Raw genomic sequence first — 18037 nt, forward strand, 5'->3', positions numbered from 1 at the left:
CTATTCGTTTATCTTTCTTTTTATCTCTTTTGCAATATTTGAGATTTTTTTTATTTTTTCACTACTACTTAAGCTATCATCTAAAAGATGTTTTACAAAAGCACTTCCTACAATAACCCCATCAAGATCTTTTGACTTTGCTTTACAAGTTTTTTCATCTACTCCAAAACCAATATATAAAGGTGTTTTTGTATATTCTCTAATATCAGAAATTGTTTTACTTAAATCTTCATCTCTTCCACTTCCAGTAATTCCAGCATAAGCAACCATATAAATAAACTTTTCTGAATTTTCTACAAGCATTTTTACTCTATCTTTTGGAGTTGTTGGAGCTACGAATGTAATATTTGAGATATTATATTTTTCAAAAGATTTATTATATTTTTGTGCCATTTCAAAAGGCATATCTGGAATAATTGTTCCACTAACACCTAAAGAACTTGATTTTTCTAAGAATTCATCAAATCCATAATGATAAAAAGGATTCATATATCCCATATATAAAGTATCTATCTCTTTTGATATTTTTTGTGTTACATAGAAAAGATTTTCAAGTTTAAAACCATTTTTAAGAGCTAATAAATTTGCTTTTTCAATAACAGGTCCATCTGCAACAGGATCACTAAATGGAACTCCTAACTCTAAACTATCGACACCACTTTCTTTTAGACTTAATGCTAAATCAACTGTAAACTCTTTGTTTGGATATGAAGTAGTAATATATGCAACTAATTTTTTCAACTTTTTTCCTAAAAATAAATTACTTGATTCTATCGAAAACCTAATTAAAATCTATTTTTTGATATAATTAACATCACTTTATTTTAGGATTTTTACTATGAGTATAATTAAACATGATTTTAAAAAAATAAATATTACAAAAATAAAAGAAGCAAAAAATAAATATAAATTAACAGTTATAACAGCATATGATGCTCTTTTTGCAAACTTATTAAAAAATAGTGCCGATATGATATTGGTGGGAGATAGTCTAAATATGAGTTTTGCTGGTAAAAATGACACTTTAAGTGCAAATTTAAAACAAATGATTTACCACACAAACGCAGTTTGTACAGGTGCAAAAGGTGCATTTGTGATTACAGATATGCCTTTTGGAACTTACTCAAACAAAAATGATGCTTTAAAAAATTGTGTAAAAGTATATAAAGAAACTGAAGCTAGTGCTGTTAAAATTGAAGGTGGTGAAGATAAAGCTGATATTATAAAATATCTAACTTCAAACTCAATTGCAGTTATGGGTCATATTGGTTTAATGCCACAATATGTAAGAAGCGAAGGTGGTTACAAAGTTAGAGGAAAAACAAAAGAAGATGAAGAACAATTAATTAAAGATGCAATTGCTGTTGAAGAAGCTGGTGCTTTTGCTATTGTAGTTGAAGGAGTTATGAGTGATGTTGCAAAAAAAATATCAGAATCTATAAATATTCCTACTATTGGTATTGGAGCAGGAGCAGATACAGATGGTCAAGTTTTAGTTTGGTCTGATATGTTTGGATTTTTTGAAGAGTTTAAACCAAAATTTGTAAGACACTATTTAGATGGTGCATCTTTAATAAAAAATGCTTCAGAAAGATATAGAGAAGATGTTCAAAACAAAAGTTTTCCATCAAAAGAAGAAGAGTATTAATATATGCAAAGATTAGTTGAAGTTGAACAAATATCTTTCGAAGAAGATTCAAATGAACAAAGCCTTAGACCATCATCTTGGGATGATTATATTGGTCAAGAAAAAATAAAAAAAAATCTTAGAGTTTTTATTGATGCTTCAAAAAAAAGAGCTGAAGCTTTAGATCATATACTTTTTTATGGACCTCCAGGACTTGGGAAAACAACACTTTCTTATCTTATTTCAAATGAAATGAACTCAAATATAAAAGTAACAGCTGGTCCTATGATTGAAAAAAGTGGTGATTTAGCAGCAATTTTAACTAATCTGGAAGAGGGAGATATACTTTTTATTGATGAGATTCATAGATTATCTTCAGCTGTTGAAGAGATTTTATATCCAGCAATGGAAGATTATAGACTTGATATTATAATTGGTTCAGGTCCAGCTGCACAAACTGTAAAAATAGATCTTCCAAGATTTACTTTAATTGGAGCAACAACAAGAGCTGGAATGCTTTCAAATCCACTTAGAGAAAGATTTGGTATGCATTTTAGAATGCAATTTTATACAGATGAAGAGTTAGCAAAAATCATTCAAAAAGCTTCAATTAAACTTGGTGTTTCTTGTGAAGATAATTCTGCATTAGAGATGTCAAAAAGAAGTCGTGGAACTCCAAGAGTTGCTTTAAGACTTTTAAGGAGAGTTAGAGATTTTTCTCAAGTTGCTGGTGAAACAAAAATATCTCTTAAAACCTGTAAATATGCTCTTGATGAACTAGGAATAAATGAAAATGGCTTTGATGAGATGGATATAAATCTTCTTGAACTATTAATTTCAAATCGTGGAAAACCAATGGGTCTTTCTACTATAGCTGCAGCACTTAGTGAAGATGAAGGAACAATTGAAGATGCAATTGAGCCATATTTATTAGCAAATGGTTTTATAGAAAGAACTGCTAGAGGAAGAGTTGCTAGTGTAAAAACTTATGAAATGTTTAGATTAACACCACCTGTTCTAAATAGTGATAAAGATGATAATTATAATCAAGGAAATCTATTTTGAAACCTATATACTTTTTAATCCTTCTTGCCTTAATTCTTTTTTATTTTTTAATAGAACTTTTTAATCCTTTTCTAAAAGCTATCTTTGTGGCTACTTTACTTACAATTGCTACAAATTCTCTTTTTATAAAACTAAATAACAAAATAAATAATCAAGCTCTAAGTTCTTCAATCTTTACTTTAGCTATGACTTCACTGTTTTTTTTACCTATTTTGTATTGTATTTTTTCATTTGCTGGTTTTTTTAATCAAATTGATCAAAACCTTTTAATAAAAAATTTGACAATTATAAAAGAGTCATCTTTACAATATATAAGTGAATTAAAATTTCTTGATGATTTTTTACAACAAATTGTAAAAGAGATTGATATAGGAAAAAGTGTTCAGCAATTAGTATCTTTTTCTGCATATTTAGGTAAAAACTCTGCTAAATTTATGGTGGATATGATTTTTATTTTAATATTTTATTTCTTTTTTACCCTATTTTCAAAGCAAATTGCACAATTTTTAAAAGATATTGCTCCAATAGATAGTAATGATGCAAATATTCTATTTAAAGAATCTTCAAGTGTTATGAGTGTAGTTTTCTACTCTATTTTAATAAATGCAATTTTTCAAGGTTTTTTATTTGGGATATTCTTGTCTTTTATGGGTTATAATGGATTATTACTTGGTGTTCTTTATGGTTTTGCTTCTTTAATTCCTGTTGTTGGTGGTATTTTAATGTGGCTTCCAATATCAATTTATGAAGCTAGTATAGGAACACTATTTAATGCAATTTTAATTGCAGTTTATACAATAGTTATAATATCAATAGTAGCAGATACTTTTATAAAACCTATGATTATAAGTTATATAAATAATAGGCTTATTCAAGCAGAGACTAAAATAAACTCTCTTTTAATATTTTTTGCAATTGTTGCAGGGCTTGGTTCATTTGGTTTTTGGGGTATGATAATAGGTCCAGCTATGCTTAGTTTATTTATTTCTATTATGCATCTATTAAAAAAATACTCTAGTATTTAATTATAAGTGAAAGAGTTTTACTCTCCACTTATTACATTATCTCCAAGATAAGACATAATTCCATGATCAAAGTTTAATACTTTAGAAAATCCCATTTTTAGCATTATTCTTTGACAATAAGCACTTCTACTTCCACTATAACAATATAAAATTATAGTTTCATCTTTTTTATCTGTGATTTGTTCTAAAGCATTATAAAAACTAGTTGTAGGAACTAAATAATCTGTTCCTTCTATTCTGGCTTCAAACCACTCCATCCATTCTCTTGTATCAACCAACAAAAACTCTATGATTTTTTGTTTTCTTGCTTTTAAAAGTGCTTCTAATTCATTTGAATTAACTTCATCTTGTAAAAGTATATTTTCACATTCTTGCTTTGAAAGAGTATCTATATCAATATTTTCTTCTTCCTCTTTTTTTAAATAGGAGATCTCTTCACTTTTTGCTTTTGTACAAAAAATACCACAATGGCACATACCATTTTTTGGAATCTCATTTTCTAAAGCTGGTTTACAGGGACAAAGTCTATTTTCTTCTTCATTTTCAACAAGCATAAAACAGGGACAATATGTTTTACCATAAATAAGTTTGTTTCTAGTAAGTCCCATCTGAATTGATCTATTTAAATCTTCATCTGGATTAAATACTAAATTATATTTCTCTAAAACACTATTTGTAAATTTTTTTGTAAGTTCTAGTTCTTCTTTGAACTCTTCTGAATTTGTATCAATTTTTCTAATCATAATTAACCTATATAATATTAAGATAAGTTATGATTATATTTGATTTAAAAGAAGATTTGGCTTAAAACAAAGCTTAAGCCAAATCATTTAAGTTTTAATTTTCTATTGATTGAATTGATTCTTTATTAAAAGCCAATAGCCTTGCTTTTGTTTTCATCATTTCTTCAGTTGGATATTGATTCTCAACATTTCCTCTTGCAACTTTTACAAAAAAGTCTCTTGAATTTAAATTGAATCCAAAGTTTGTATTTGAAATAACTACTTCAAAAGTACTCTCTTTTGTTTGTTCATTTTTTACTTCATTTAGCTTATTTTTTTCATCAACTTGCTTGTTTTCTTGTTTCTGAATCTCTTGTAATTCTTTTTTCTCATCTGCTTTTGCTGATAAGTTACTCTCTTTTATCTGTTGCATTTGCACCGTATTGTTATCTTTAAACTGATCGATATTTGCTCTTAATCCTAGTTCCATAAATGCTCCTTTTCTTAATTTTGTCTTATTATACTATATTTTTATAAATATACATATATTTTGTTATAATAATTAATTATTTTTACTAGGAAATATTATGAATAGCACTTTTGATTATGAAAATTTTAAACTATTTTTTATTGGTAAAGAGAAAGTAAATGATGAATTTATACCACTTGTTTATCAAAATAAAGATTTATTGACTCATGCAATAATATTAGGAATGACAGGAAGTGGTAAAACAGGACTGGGAATCACTCTTTTAGAAGAAGCTTCCATAGATGAAATTCCATCAATTATTATAGATCCCAAAGGTGATATGACAAATTTACTTTTAAATTTTCCAAATTTAGATGCAAAAGATTTTGAGCCATGGTTAGATGAAAATGAGTTTTCAAATAATAATCTTTCCAAAGAAGAGTATGCAAAAATTTTATCTGAAACTTATAAAAAAGGTATAACAAAAGATTTCCAAGAATTGAATAGAATTCAGAAATTAAAAGATTCTTCTGATTTCACAATCTTTACTCCTGGAAGTAATGCAGGAGTTCAAATATCAATTTTATCTTCATTTAAAGCTCCATCAAAAGAGATATTAGAAGATAATGAACTATTTATATCAATTATAAATTCTACTGTTCATTCTATTTTATCTTTAGTTGAAAATAGTAGTGATGAAACATCAAAAGAGTCTATTTTACTTAGTTCAATATTTCAAAATTACTTTAAAGATCAAAAAGATTTAACTCTTGAAGAACTAATAAATTTAATCGTTGCTCCACCATTTTCAAAAATTGGAGTATTTGATTTAGAAACATTCTTTTCAAAAAATGATAGATTGAAATTTGCCCTTAATCTAAATAAAATAATTGCTAGTCCTTCATTTAGCTCTTGGATAGAAGGAGAATCTCTAGATATTTCAAAACTCTTGTTAAAAGAGAATAATAAATCAAAAGTAAATATATTTTCAATTGCACACTTAAATGACAAAGAGAGAATGTTTTTCGTAACAATTTTATTAAATCAAATATTAACTTGGATGAGAAGACAAGAAGGAACAAGCTCTTTAAAAGCTCTACTTTATATGGATGAAATTTTTGGATACTTTCCTCCTCAAGCGAATCCACCCTCAAAACAACCAATGCTTACTCTTCTAAAACAAGCAAGAGGTTTTGGAGTTGGAATTATTTTATCAACACAAAATCCAGTTGATATTGATTATAAAGGTTTAAGTAATATAGGAACTTGGTTTATTGGAAAACTACAAACTAAACAAGATATAAGTAAGGTTTTAGATGGAATGAGTACTGCAAGTGATGAATTATTTGATAAATCTTCTTTAGAAAAAGCAATTCAGAATTTAGCAAAACGAAATTTTATTTTAAAAAATATAAATGAAAAATCACTAAAAATATTTGAAACAAGATGGGCTTTATCTTATTTAAAAGGACCTCTGTCTAAGAATGCTATTTCATTTTTAATGAAAGATAAAAAAAGTGATTTAAATCAAAAAAAAGAATCTTTTACAGATGAAATTAATTTGATTGATATAACAAAAGGAAAATCAAAACCAATTTTTACAAATGATTTAAAAGAATTTTTTGAATATAAATCTCAAAATAATGCTTATTATATGCAAGCTTATTTACTTTTATCTTCAAAAATTCATTTTATAAATAGTTCAAGAAATATAGATTTACAAAAAGAGTTAAGTTATAAAATATATTTAAATGAAAAAGATACAGAAATAAACTTTGAAGAACTAGAAGAGATAAATATAAATATTTTTGAAACAAAAGAGAAATCAAATAGCTTTTTTTATGAAGTTCCAAGCTTTATCTTAAATCAAAAAGACTTAAAAAATATAGAGAGAAGTTTTACTGATTTTTTATATAGAAATATAAATTTAACTCTATATAAAAATGATTCCTTAAAATTATTTTCAAAACAAAATGAGAGCTTAGAAGATTTCAAATTAAGAGTTCAAGACAGATTAAATGAAAATATTGATTCTAAAATAGAAGATTTAAAAATAAAATTTGAAAAAGAGAACTCATTATTAGAAAAAAATCTATCAAAACTTGATTTAAAACTACAAAAAGAGAAACAAGAACTTATTTCAAGTTCTACAAATACTATTATTTCTATTGCAAGTTCAGTTTTAGGAGCTTTTTTTGGAAATAAAAAACTCAGTTCAAGTAAAATAAATAGTGGATCAAGAAACTCAACAAAAATTTTAAAAGATAAAAATGATTTAAATAATGTACAAAATGAGATTAATATTTTAAAAGATCAACAAATATATTTACAGAACATATTGAAAGAGAAAATAGAATTGATAAATGAAAATAATAATTTAGATAAATTCCCAATTGAAGAATATATTATAAAACCAAAAAGATCTGATATTTTTAATACAAATATTAATATTTTATGGATTGAACAATAATAAAAACCTACTTAAGCTACATTTAACCTTCAATTGCTTATAATTCCACTCCTTTTTGATAAGTATTTATCAAAAATGCGGGAGTAGCTCAGTTGGCTAGAGCTTCTGCCTTCCAAGCAGACTGTCGCGAGTTCGAGTCTCGTCTCCCGCTCCACTTTTTCAAGTGAAGTTCTTTATTATCGCGGAATAGAGCAGCTAGGTAGCTCGTCGGGCTCATAACCCGAAGGTCATAGGTTCAAATCCTATTTCCGCAACCAATTTTATGTCAAGGTAGCTCAGCTGGTTAGAGCGCTGGTCTCATAAGCCGGAGGTCGAGGGTTCGAGTCCCTCTCTTGACACCACTTTTTTTAGGTGCTGGTGTAGCTCAGTTGGCTAGAGCAGCTGATTTGTAATCAGCAGGTCGGGGGTTCAACTCCCTTCACCAGCTCCACTTATTTATAACCTTTTGGGGTATCGCCAAGCGGTAAGGCAACGGTTTTTGGTACCGTCACTCGAAGGTTCGAATCCTTCTACCCCATCCAATTTTTTAAATCTTATTAAATAACTTTATATATTAATTAGCGAAGTTTGAACTCCTCTAATTTATACTTATTTATTAAAAGAAGAAGAAACTATTGATAAAAACTCATCTTTTGTTATCAATAAAACTACAATTAACTATAACTACTTTAAAAGCCCTATTATACGGCATTACTATTTACTTTATTTTCATAAATAGATATAATTAATTTTAATTAACGATATAAATCCACACTTTTTTTATAAAAAAGTACAAAAAGTGTGGATTGTACTCTAAAGGTCTAAAAATGGGTGTTTATAAAGCTTTTAAAATAAAACTATCAAATGGTACAGCTTCTGGAATGTATCTATTAGCAAATGAAGATGAAATTAAATTTGATAAAGATGGAAATAGCAGATCTCCATCTGGAAGAGCTTATAAAATACAAATTGAAGTTGAAGCTGTTTATAAGAATAGAAGAAAAAGAGGTAAAAAGACATTCTCTATTCCAGCAGGTACTTCAATTGTTAAAGCTGTCCAATCTCTTCAAGGTAAGAAAAATGAAATGATAAATACTCTTAAAGAAAAAGGTACTTTAAGAGTTGAAAAAATAATCATTTCAGATATAAAACAAACTCAAGGTAATTTCTTTGATTGTTGGTTATCTTACTATGATACACAATTAGCTACAGATAAAATAAAAACTTCTACTTACGAAACATATAAAAATACTTTTGATACATATTTAAAGCCTTTGCATAAAATGCAAATTAAAGATATTACAATTAAAGATATACAAAATATTATAAATCATGCTTTAAGTAAAAATAAATCCCCTGCAACTATTTCTAGGATAAAGCCTACTATAAAACCTTTATTAGAATATTACGATGTAATTTTAAATTGGAAAAAACTAATCGAACCAAAAGTTGATAATGAAAGAAAATATAAGAAATCAGCAGAAGAGACAAAAGCTATAATAAATAAACTATTAACTTATGAGCATCCAGAAATTAGAGCAATTTTTCATTTTTCATTAACAGGAAGAAGAATATCAGAAATTTTGGCTTTAAAATATGAGAATATAAATTGGGAGAACAATACATATTTAATACCTAAAGAGAGTGTAAAAACAAGAAAAGATATAGAATTTAAATTAATTCCTTCTTTAGTAGAAGCAATCAAATCAAGAGGTGAAGTAAAAAAATCTGGGTATGTGTTTTCTATAAAAAGAGAATGGGTTTGGGTAAATTTCAAAAGATGTATGGCTGAACTTAATATATTTGATTTAAACTTACATGATTTAAGAAGTTTAGTAGCACAAACAGCACTTGACAATGGAGCAAATATATATGATGTATCTGCCCTACTTGCACACTCAAATATCGCAACTACTGAGAAAAGATATGTAGATAAAAATAAAGACCATGCTCAAAAAGCACTTGATAAGTTTACTAGTGCAACAAATCTTTTGCTAAATGAAGAAATAATTGATGTAGAAGTCGAAGATGACCATTATTTAACTATAAAAAAACTTTATCCAAATGCAACAGATGAACAGATTAAAAAAGCTATGAATATATTAGAACCTATCAAAATTCAATAATCTATTAATATGATACGATTAATTTTTATAATCGGCTCATTTTATGATACTATTATAATAATTATTAGGCTCAAAGGTAAAATATGAAAGAGAACATTATAAAATGGATATGGCAACATAAAGATTATCCAAATTTTAAATATAACAAATCACAATTAACTGATTTACTTACTAAAATTGAATACAATAGAGGAATACTTGATGGTATTTCAAAACTATTTAGTAGTGATGATATCGTTAAAATGGAAATTGAAACATTAACTAACGAAGCTATTAATACTTCTTTAATAGAGGGTGAGATTCTAAAAAGAGAAAGTGTTCATTCTTCTTTTAGAAAAAAACTAGATAAAGATTTTGATGCAAGAAATGATAAGTATTCAACAGTTGCAACTGATAATTTAGTTGAAATCTTAATAGATTCAAATTTAAATAAAAGTGATTTAATTATAGATAGGCTACATGGTTGGCATAACTGTCTTTTTGAACATACACAATATAGCAAACTAAATAAAATTGATATTGCAAAATTTAGAAGTCATAGTGATATGGAAGTAATCTCAGGAGCAATTGGACATGAGAAAGTTCATTATAAAGCAATTCCTGTAGAAAATATTAAAGAAGATATTAAAAACTTTTTAAAATATTGTAATGAAAGTTCTGAAAATATCTATATAAAAGCAGCGATAGTTCATATTTGGTTTGTAATTATACATCCTTATGATGATGGAAATGGAAGAATTGCTAGAGCTATTACGGATTATGTTTTATCTAAAAATAGTTCAAATACACAATTTAAGTTATACTCTATTTCAACTGCAATTAATAAAGATAGAAAAGCTTATTATAATATTTTAGATAAAACTACTAACTTATTTCTAAATAAAGAGTTTGATCTTACTCCTTGGCTTATTTGGCATTTAAACATATTAAACAATGCTATGAAAGAAGCCCTAAAAGACATTGAATATCTTATACAAAAAACAAAATTTTGGGATAAACATAGAAATAAAGCTCTAAATGAAAGACAAATAAAAGTTTTAAATAAAATACTAGATGTTGGAAATGATAATTTTGAAGGTGGATTAAATACAAAAAAATATATATCTTTAACAAAAATCAGTAAAGCTACTGCTGTTAGGGACATAACTGCTCTTGTAGAATTTGGATGTATAAAACAAATATTTGGTACTGCTGGTAGAAATGTTAGGTATGAGATTAATTTATAGGGATGGGGAGTGTTCAAGTTTTTGAACACTCCCAATACTCCTGAATACTTCTAAACATTAAGCTTATTTATATGTATCTAATGTCTTTACTTGTTCATTTAATATTTGCTGTAAATCTTCTATAGTGTATCTCTTTTGATATACAAAACCTTTTATTGGTCTATTTATTCTTCCTATATTATTAATATTAAGATATGTACTTTTTATATTAGATTCTTTTAATTCTTCTATATAACTTTTAAGAAATATAATGTTCTGCTCTACTACCCATACTTTTACCCTAAAAGCTTCTTTTGAAATATCTTCTCTTTTTAATCCAATTAATTTGTGTTCTCCATCTACAAAATTAGCAAGTAACTCAAAATCATTTATAAATTCTATCTGCTTATCTATTGGTAACATTAATATTATGAAATTAAATGACTCTTCAGTCCCATCAAAAACTGTCATTTTTTTATATACACTTCGAATAGAAAATAAAATAACAATAATAACTATAATAATTACAATAACTTTCTTCATATTAATCCTTTATTATAAATATTGGTATAGCCAAGGAAAACTTTGACTCAATAAGTTTCCTACAACCCCATATTCAATTGACATAGCATAATATCTTATTTCTACTTTTAAGCTATCTGCTACCCAATCATCCATGAAGTTATTATACTCTTCTATTAAACATTCTTTTGTTTTACAATTATCTAAATTTTTAGCTAATAAATAAAGACTTTCTTCATATTTAATTAATTGCTTTTTATTATCCATATTTTCAAAAGAGAATTTTTTAGAATTCTCTTTTATAATTTTATTTATATTATTTGATATTTGTTCTTTCGATATAGAGCTATTAATAATAGGATATTTTGGTACAGACAATATCATATATATTGGTATAGAAATAATAATTGATGTAAGAATCAATGATGTTATTAATCTATTAATCATATCTAATCCTAGTTATAACAATATGCACTTGGAGCTGAATCTATTGCATATCTTGGAATATAATTTGATTTATCATCATAAAATTGTCCATAAAACGAATTATACAGTAAAAACTTATTTTTTTCTACAGATTTAATTGTAAAAACAACTGTAGCCTTTCCATCTTTCATTTTTACAACATTATCCCCTATTCCTAATTTATTTACTTCTTTTTTAGCATTTGCTAACCATTTATCACAAGACTTTTTAACTTTTGCTCTATCTTTTTTTTCTTTTTCTTCTTCTCTCTTTTGCTTTTCAATTTTTTCTTTTTGTTTGATTAATTCTGATTGTCTAGATTCATAACTAGAATAACAAGCTTTAATATATAGTTCATATCTTGGTAAAGAATATATTATATTATTTTCAAATGAAAAAGAACCAAATTCTGACAAATAATCAATATATTCTTTACTAATATATTTTGAACTAAATTCTTTTTCTTTTTTCTTATATATACTAGTTGTTGTATAAGAATAATATTTTGAATCAAGAATAAGTTTTTCTCGCATATCTTTAATTATTTTACCATCTTCTTGTAATTCTTCATATAGTTTCTCTCTATTTTTATATTTTTCATCTATTGTCTTTAATGAATCAGATTTTTTTAATGCATATTTATCAAAAAATCTTATTACCAATGAGAAGTATTCATCAATTGCCAAGTAATATTGCTCTTCTGTTAACATATTTAATTGTTTTTTCCTTTCTTGTTCTTCTTTTTGTTTTTTTACATATGCAGCTTCTTCTGCAAGACTCTCAAATTTTGGCATTGGTAATTCATTTGCACTTGAAAATGCTATAAAAACTAATACTAAAAGTAATTTTTTCATGTTAATCCTCTCTATTTTTATTTTCTCTTGTTATGACAAGTTGTAAGAAAAATTCTATCTTAATAAACTTAAAACTTGCTACTACAAGTCTTAGGAGATTAAAATTGAAACATATTGATGAAATAGATGATACTTATATAAACAACTATCATAAGATTATTGGAGAAAATGTAAAAAGAATAAGAAAGGAAAAAGGATTAAGCCAACTTGATTTATCCCATAGAATTGGTCATAAATCTGTAAGTATAATATCTTGTGCAGAGATAAACCATAAAAATAATAGATTTAATATAGAACACTTGCTAAAAATAGCTTATGTATTAGAAGTTGATGTTTGTGAGTTTTTTAGAAAATGAAATTATTAAAATCTTCTATATAATTAATTATTGAATATTCTTACTAAAATTGGATATTGTATATTAATTTTCAAGTAACTTTAAAAATAAATTTAAATTTACAGATGATTTATTTCCCAACGACCAGATTTAAGACTTCCAACTCTTATTAATCTATTTTGTTCTTTTAGTTTTGCTATATTTAATATTAAAACTCTAAAAGAATTATTTAAAATAATCATCTTATATTATTATATAGAATTATCATCTTCCATAACATCCCAAAAATCACTATCTAATTTTTTAATCTCTATTATTTGTTCTGTTTGCATACCTAAAGAATAATCATAAATATATTTTGCTAACTGTTCTCCATCAATAAGAACTAATGTTGTACTATTATTTAATTTATTTACATATTCAATAGCATTTTTATTGAAACTTGACGTAGTAATAAATACACCTTTATTCGATTGTGCAACAGCTAACGCTCCTACAAATTTGTTTAAATCTTCTCTTCCAATTTTATTATCTCTTTGATATCTTTTTGCTTGAATATATATTCTTCCAAAGCCTAAAACATCTTCTTTTATAATTCCATCTATTCCATTATCGTTTGTATATTGTGTAACTTCACCAGAATTTTGTATCTCACCACCATAACCCATCTTTTGTAAAAGTGTTACTACAAGTTTTTCAAATTCTCTAGGTGTTTTACTAATTATAGTATCTAATATGTCATTATAAATTTTATTTTTTATCTTTTCAAAAGATAATTCTATAGTTTCTGAGGGTGTCATATCACTAATAGAAATATTTAAATTTTCAGTTTGTAAATTTTGATTTGGTAAATTATTTTTGTCTTGATTCCTTATTCTAATTTGTTCAGCTATATATTCATTTATTTTATCAGGATTATTCAAAATTTTATTACCATCTTCTGTAATCTCATAATATGCCCTTTTAGGTTTACTAACTAAACCACTCATATTTAAATAGCTTAATGCCCAAGATATTCGGTCATAGAACATCTTAGCATTTCCAGATTCATACATTTGATTTAATTCTTCTTCTGTAAGATTAAAATTTTTTGAAAGTGGAATTTCAAACTCTTTTAATTTCAATAAACCTTTTTCTTTCAAAAGTTTAAGAGCTGGTAATCTTAGTTCATCATGTGTAGGTATTGGCATAAAATATATCCTTAGTGTTTTTGTTATAAATCATTATTCTTTAATATATCACTTATAATTTGAGACAAACCAGGACTATTTAACTTAGTTTGATACTCTACATTTACACCCATTTCACGCAATTTTTTGAAAAATGCTTCGGCACTTTTTATCTGTAGCTTTTCTTTGTCGCTTATCTCACTAAAGGTATCATACCCTTTGGTTTCGACTACAAAATACAACTCTTTTTTATCATCTGTTTCTATCACATACCCAAAATCTGGGTTATAATGTCTTCCATGAGCCGTAGGAATATTCACTTTAGGAAGTTTCCCAAATACAATGATTTGCTTATGGGTAGATTCATCTATAGTAGTCTTTTCAATTTTACTATCTACTTCCATAAAATCTTCATCATAGATTGACCTTTCTCTTACATTTTTTGATTTTATTTTGTAAGTTTCACCACCTAGACTTCCTTCTAGTATAAACTCTCCTAAATTATTTGCTCTTATCTCTTTTAAATCATACGATATTTTATTGATGATGGTTTCGTATATGGCACTTATTAGTTGTTCTTCTATTTTTTTAAGTGCTACATTCTCATTTTGAGGGATTAACTCAAACTTCTCTTTTTGTATCCCACCTAGCACTTTAGCAATAGTTTGCATACTAAGTTTGGTATTGTTTGCCAATGCTTTAATAAACTCATAGAGTGTAAAAATAGAGTGAGTTTCAACCGTTACGGTATCGTTTTGGTTATCGTGCTTTGCTTTATCTTCAACATTTTTATCTCTTTTTATAATAATATCTTGTCCGTTTATCTCAAAGTTTGCATCTATTTTCACTATCGCTGATTTGATTAAAGTATCACTATCAATATCATATTTTACAACGGCATCATAGTTGAGATTATCCCAAAGAGCTTTAAACTTTTTAAAGTTTTCTTGATGAATTTTAATTTTACCTTTATCTTTTTTACCACTTCTATCTTTGGCTTTGATTCTATTGGATGTTTTAAAGAAACTGTCAAAATACTCTTTTAACTTTTTACTATCACATCCCTTTACCTCTAATAACTCTAGCTCTTTTGATCTTAAGCTATACTCCTCTTTTGAAATAGAAATTTCGCTCATATCATCTTCATCAATAGTGATAAACCCCTTCTCTTCAAGTTCATCAAGTAGTTTCACAGCAGCCCTAGGAGTGGAAGCGATATGATTTTGTGTCATGACATCTTCGTTAAAAAGTTTTGAAACTTGTCTTACACTATTTTGGCTTATCTCTTTTTGTATTGAGCTTACAAAATCACTTTCCGTTGATGGAACAACTACAAAAAGCTCATTGACAAACTCAAAATGGCTATCATCTCTAGTTATTCTTTTTCCTTCTTGATTGACTGCTAATCTCAATCCACGACCTATTTGTTGCAATTTAGATATTTCAGAATTACTAGGAGCTAATTTACAAAGTGTCATTACATTTGGATTATCCCATCCTTCTTGTAAAGCCCATTGAGAAAATATAAATCTAAGATCACTATCAAAACTTAATAATTCTTCTTTTTTATTTAAAATTAGCTCAATGGCTTCTGCTTCATCTCCCTCTTTTTTAGACTTTGCAAAATATCCACTGTGTACTTCTTTTACAGAATCTTTTGTTTTCAAAAGATATTTTTTATAATCTTCATCTAAATTATCTTTTTTTAAAATTTGTTCTAAATTTTTTAAATATAAAGTTTCAAAAAGCAGTGCTAACTTTCCATTAATTCCTTCATCTGTCAAATACTTATCAACTCTATCTATAAAAAACAGACAAAGTGATTTTATATTCAGTTTAAATAATTCTTCTTCTCTTTCAAAATGATTTTTTATAGCAGTATCAACAATAACTTTTTGCATTTCATCAAGAAGCACACCATAGCTCTCACTCTCTCCCAAAAGTATTGAAATACCATTTGTAAATATCACTTCATTTTTAGTAATTTTCTCAACTATATAACTATTTAAATACTCTATCCCTACTTTTTCTCCTAAGTTCTCACCATGCTTTAATTCAGTAGGTTTTGGTTTAAAATTAATATCTTTATATTCTATTTTCGCTACATAATCTTTTTGATTAGTCCCTTTTACTTCTTTAAGACCTATAGTATGATTATCTACATTTTCATTTCCAACAGTATCAACTGTTATAGCCTTTACAAGTCCACGACTAAATGCATCTACACTATCAAGAGTATATATAAGATTTTTATATTCATCACCTTTAAAAGTAGCACCAAATCTTAATGTAAAAAGAGCATTAAACTCTTTTAGATATTTTGCTGTTTGTTTTCCCTCAAATCTATGTGGTTCATCTATAATTATTACAGGTCTTAAATGTCCTATTGCTTGCATATAACTTCGAGAACGACCAATAAGAGTTTGTTCTATTTTGTTTTTATTAATACTATTTGTTGCTTTGTTAAATGATTGATAAGTCGATACCAAAACAGAGATATTTTGACTACTTGCATTTATATAATTTAAAACAGTTTTTTCACTATAGTTATAAACTGATATTTGTTTACCGTACTCTTTTGTAAAAAACTCTTTTGTAATATTTATATTTTTAATAGTACCTTGTCGAATTGGATTTGAAGGCACTAAGATTATGAACTTACAAAGTCCATAATCTCTATTCAGCCTATATATTGATTCTAAAAATGTAAAAGTTTTTCCAGTACCTGTTTCCATTAAAGTATCTATAACAAGCTCATCTTTAATAGAAGTATCACCAATATTTACTTTATTTAATTCTCTAACCTTTGTAATATTATTTACTAATGTACTTTTTGAAGCTTGTAAATCAAAGGATGGATTACTTTTCTTATTATCATTTGGTTTAAATGCTATATTTTTGAATACATCACTGATACTATTTACTGCAAGTTCTTGATAATCAAGTCTGTCAAATTTTATTTTTAGCATTATTTTTTCTCTTTTACCATTTTTGCAATATTCTCTAAGGCTTTTATATTTTCTATAAATCCTTGTTCTTCTTTTTGAGCTCTTCTTTGTGCAGAAAATATTTTATATTCATCTTTAGCTTTTTTATCTGCTTCTTTTTTTGAAACTTGTCCAAAATTTTGTAAAACATCTCTTTCATTAAACTTTAAAAATGCATCTAATTTATTTTCCCAATCATTTAAAAACACTTGTTGTTTTCTTTTAGCTTGATCTTCTGCATAATCCAACCACATTACAACTATACGATTAAGTTCTTCAATCTCTTTTTCGCTTAGATAATTTTTAGCCACTGTTACATCTGTGCTTTTTATACTATCTGTAGAAAGAGTTGTAATACCCATATTTGGTAAACTAGCATTTGCTCTTTGAGAGATAATTTCTGCTGCTGTTAATTTCGTTATAGCAAAATGAAGTTTATTTTGAATATGCTGAAAAAATCGTGTTGTTTCACTCCATGAAGGATCATAATCACTAGCAAGTGCAAATATCTCTTTCACTCGCAAGTATACTCTTCTCTCACTAGCCCTTATATCTCTAATTCGCTCTATCATCTCTTCAAAATAATCAGGAACCAAAGAGTTTGCTACAGGAGGATTTTTAAGCCTTTCATCATCCATTACAAAACCTTTTATAACATACTCTTTTAGTATATTATTTGCCCATTTTCTAAATTGTACACCTGTTCTACTTCGTACTTTAAATCCAAGAGCAATTATCATATCCAGATTATAGTATTTCACATCAGTTGATTGAGTTTTTCCCTCTATCGCACCATGCTGAGTGGTTGTTCGGTAATTCCGAACAACCACTTTTTCATCTAGTTCTTCATCTTCAAAAATAGTTTTAATATGTTTACTTATAGTTGATTTAGATTTTCCAAAAAGTAAGCAGAGTTGCTTTTGGTTTAACCACAAAGTCTCATTTTCAAGTTTTACATCAAGTTTTGTTTTTCCATCTTCACTTGAATAGATAATAATATTTAGATTTTCTTCCATA

General features: G+C 26.6%; 17 protein-coding genes and 5 tRNA genes. 12 read left to right on the forward strand and 10 right to left on the reverse strand.

Translation table 11 applies throughout. From position 1 onward, the window contains the following. Entirely contained in the window at positions 1–741 is a 741-nt protein-coding gene (trpA, locus tag ATH_RS06665; RefSeq protein ID WP_066184708.1) for a tryptophan synthase subunit alpha, read from the reverse strand. Between the two features lie 97 nt (positions 742–838). On the opposite strand from trpA, the gene panB reads away from it, so the two are divergent. The 3 genes from panB to ATH_RS06680 are packed head-to-tail and all read left to right on the forward strand — an operon-like array spanning position 839 to position 3717. Further along, the gene (gene panB / locus ATH_RS06670) at positions 839–1648 is read left to right on the forward strand and encodes a 3-methyl-2-oxobutanoate hydroxymethyltransferase (protein ID WP_066390191.1); all 810 of its coding nucleotides are present in this window, start codon (positions 839–841) and stop codon (positions 1646–1648) included. Between the two features lie 3 nt (positions 1649–1651). Next, positions 1652–2692 carry a Holliday junction branch migration DNA helicase RuvB gene (gene ruvB / locus ATH_RS06675; RefSeq protein WP_066184710.1) on the forward strand — a complete coding sequence of 347 codons (1041 nt, stop codon included), beginning with the start codon at positions 1652–1654 and terminating at the stop codon, positions 2690–2692. Further along, complete coding sequence (locus tag ATH_RS06680; protein WP_083190969.1) at positions 2689–3717, forward strand: AI-2E family transporter; 1029 nt, start codon at positions 2689–2691, stop codon at positions 3715–3717. The genes ruvB and ATH_RS06680 overlap by 4 nt, the downstream gene beginning before the upstream one ends. A gap of 17 nt (positions 3718–3734) precedes the next feature. Here ATH_RS06680 and ATH_RS06685 read toward each other — a convergent pair whose 3' ends face one another. After that, a complete protein-coding gene (locus ATH_RS06685; protein WP_066184712.1) occupies positions 3735–4460 on the reverse strand; it encodes a ferredoxin-thioredoxin reductase catalytic domain-containing protein in 726 nt (241 codons plus the stop codon). A 94-nt stretch (positions 4461–4554) separates the two neighbouring features. Further along, entirely contained in the window at positions 4555–4929 is a 375-nt protein-coding gene (locus tag ATH_RS06690; protein WP_066184713.1) for a hypothetical protein, read from the reverse strand. 97 nt (positions 4930–5026) lie between these two features. Here ATH_RS06690 and ATH_RS06695 point away from each other — a divergent pair, with 97 nt between their 5' ends. The 8 genes from ATH_RS06695 to ATH_RS06730 all read left to right on the forward strand — a co-directional run bounded on the left by ATH_RS06695 (position 5027) and on the right by ATH_RS06730 (position 10709). Then, positions 5027–7378 (forward strand): ATP-binding protein, encoded by a 2352-nt coding sequence (locus ATH_RS06695; protein WP_066184714.1) that lies wholly within the window; start codon positions 5027–5029, stop codon positions 7376–7378. Positions 7379–7455: 77 nt separating this feature from the next. Continuing rightward, positions 7456–7532 (forward strand) — tRNA-Gly (locus tag ATH_RS06700). 26 nt (positions 7533–7558) lie between these two features. Continuing rightward, positions 7559–7635, forward strand: a tRNA-Met gene (locus ATH_RS06705). A gap of 7 nt (positions 7636–7642) precedes the next feature. Next, positions 7643–7719, forward strand: a tRNA-Met gene (locus ATH_RS06710). A 12-nt stretch (positions 7720–7731) separates the two neighbouring features. Further along, positions 7732–7808, forward strand: a tRNA-Thr gene (locus ATH_RS06715). A 16-nt stretch (positions 7809–7824) separates the two neighbouring features. Continuing rightward, a tRNA-Gln gene (locus tag ATH_RS06720) sits at positions 7825–7899 on the forward strand. Positions 7900–8184: 285 nt separating this feature from the next. Beyond that, a complete protein-coding gene (locus ATH_RS06725; protein WP_066184747.1) occupies positions 8185–9483 on the forward strand; it encodes a tyrosine-type recombinase/integrase in 1299 nt (432 codons plus the stop codon). Between the two features lie 83 nt (positions 9484–9566). Then, positions 9567–10709: a Fic family protein gene (locus ATH_RS06730; RefSeq protein ID WP_066179766.1), complete on the forward strand. Its 1143-nt coding sequence runs from the start codon at positions 9567–9569 to the stop codon at positions 10707–10709. A gap of 63 nt (positions 10710–10772) precedes the next feature. On the opposite strand, the gene ATH_RS06735 is transcribed toward ATH_RS06730, so the two are convergent. The 3 genes from ATH_RS06735 to ATH_RS06745 are packed head-to-tail and all read right to left on the reverse strand — an operon-like array spanning position 10773 to position 12529. Next, a complete protein-coding gene (locus ATH_RS06735) occupies positions 10773–11231 on the reverse strand; it encodes a hypothetical protein (RefSeq protein WP_066179756.1) in 459 nt (152 codons plus the stop codon). Positions 11232–11243: 12 nt separating this feature from the next. Continuing rightward, a complete protein-coding gene (locus ATH_RS06740) occupies positions 11244–11657 on the reverse strand; it encodes a hypothetical protein (protein ID WP_066174203.1) in 414 nt (137 codons plus the stop codon). 8 nt (positions 11658–11665) lie between these two features. Further along, positions 11666–12529: a hypothetical protein gene (locus tag ATH_RS06745; RefSeq protein ID WP_066184748.1), complete on the reverse strand. Its 864-nt coding sequence runs from the start codon at positions 12527–12529 to the stop codon at positions 11666–11668. 104 nt (positions 12530–12633) lie between these two features. On the opposite strand from ATH_RS06745, the gene ATH_RS06750 reads away from it, so the two are divergent. After that, positions 12634–12885: a helix-turn-helix domain-containing protein gene (locus tag ATH_RS06750; RefSeq protein ID WP_066184749.1), complete on the forward strand. Its 252-nt coding sequence runs from the start codon at positions 12634–12636 to the stop codon at positions 12883–12885. 98 nt (positions 12886–12983) lie between these two features. Here the strand turns inward: ATH_RS06750 and ATH_RS10025 are convergent, their stop codons facing one another. The 4 genes from ATH_RS10025 to ATH_RS06765 are packed head-to-tail and all read right to left on the reverse strand — an operon-like array spanning position 12984 to position 18036. Next, a complete protein-coding gene (locus ATH_RS10025) occupies positions 12984–13106 on the reverse strand; it encodes a hypothetical protein (protein ID WP_265733137.1) in 123 nt (40 codons plus the stop codon). A 9-nt stretch (positions 13107–13115) separates the two neighbouring features. Then, positions 13116–14054: a restriction endonuclease gene (locus ATH_RS06755; RefSeq protein WP_066174514.1), complete on the reverse strand. Its 939-nt coding sequence runs from the start codon at positions 14052–14054 to the stop codon at positions 13116–13118. A 23-nt stretch (positions 14055–14077) separates the two neighbouring features. Next, a complete protein-coding gene (locus ATH_RS06760; protein ID WP_066184750.1) occupies positions 14078–17002 on the reverse strand; it encodes a restriction endonuclease in 2925 nt (974 codons plus the stop codon). Continuing rightward, complete coding sequence (locus ATH_RS06765; RefSeq protein ID WP_066184751.1) at positions 17002–18036, reverse strand: virulence RhuM family protein; 1035 nt, start codon at positions 18034–18036, stop codon at positions 17002–17004. The genes ATH_RS06760 and ATH_RS06765 overlap by 1 nt, the downstream gene beginning before the upstream one ends. Position 18037 lies beyond the last annotated feature (1 nt).

Source organism: Aliarcobacter thereius LMG 24486, assembly GCF_004214815.1.
Lineage (GTDB): Bacteria > Campylobacterota > Campylobacteria > Campylobacterales > Arcobacteraceae > Aliarcobacter > Aliarcobacter thereius.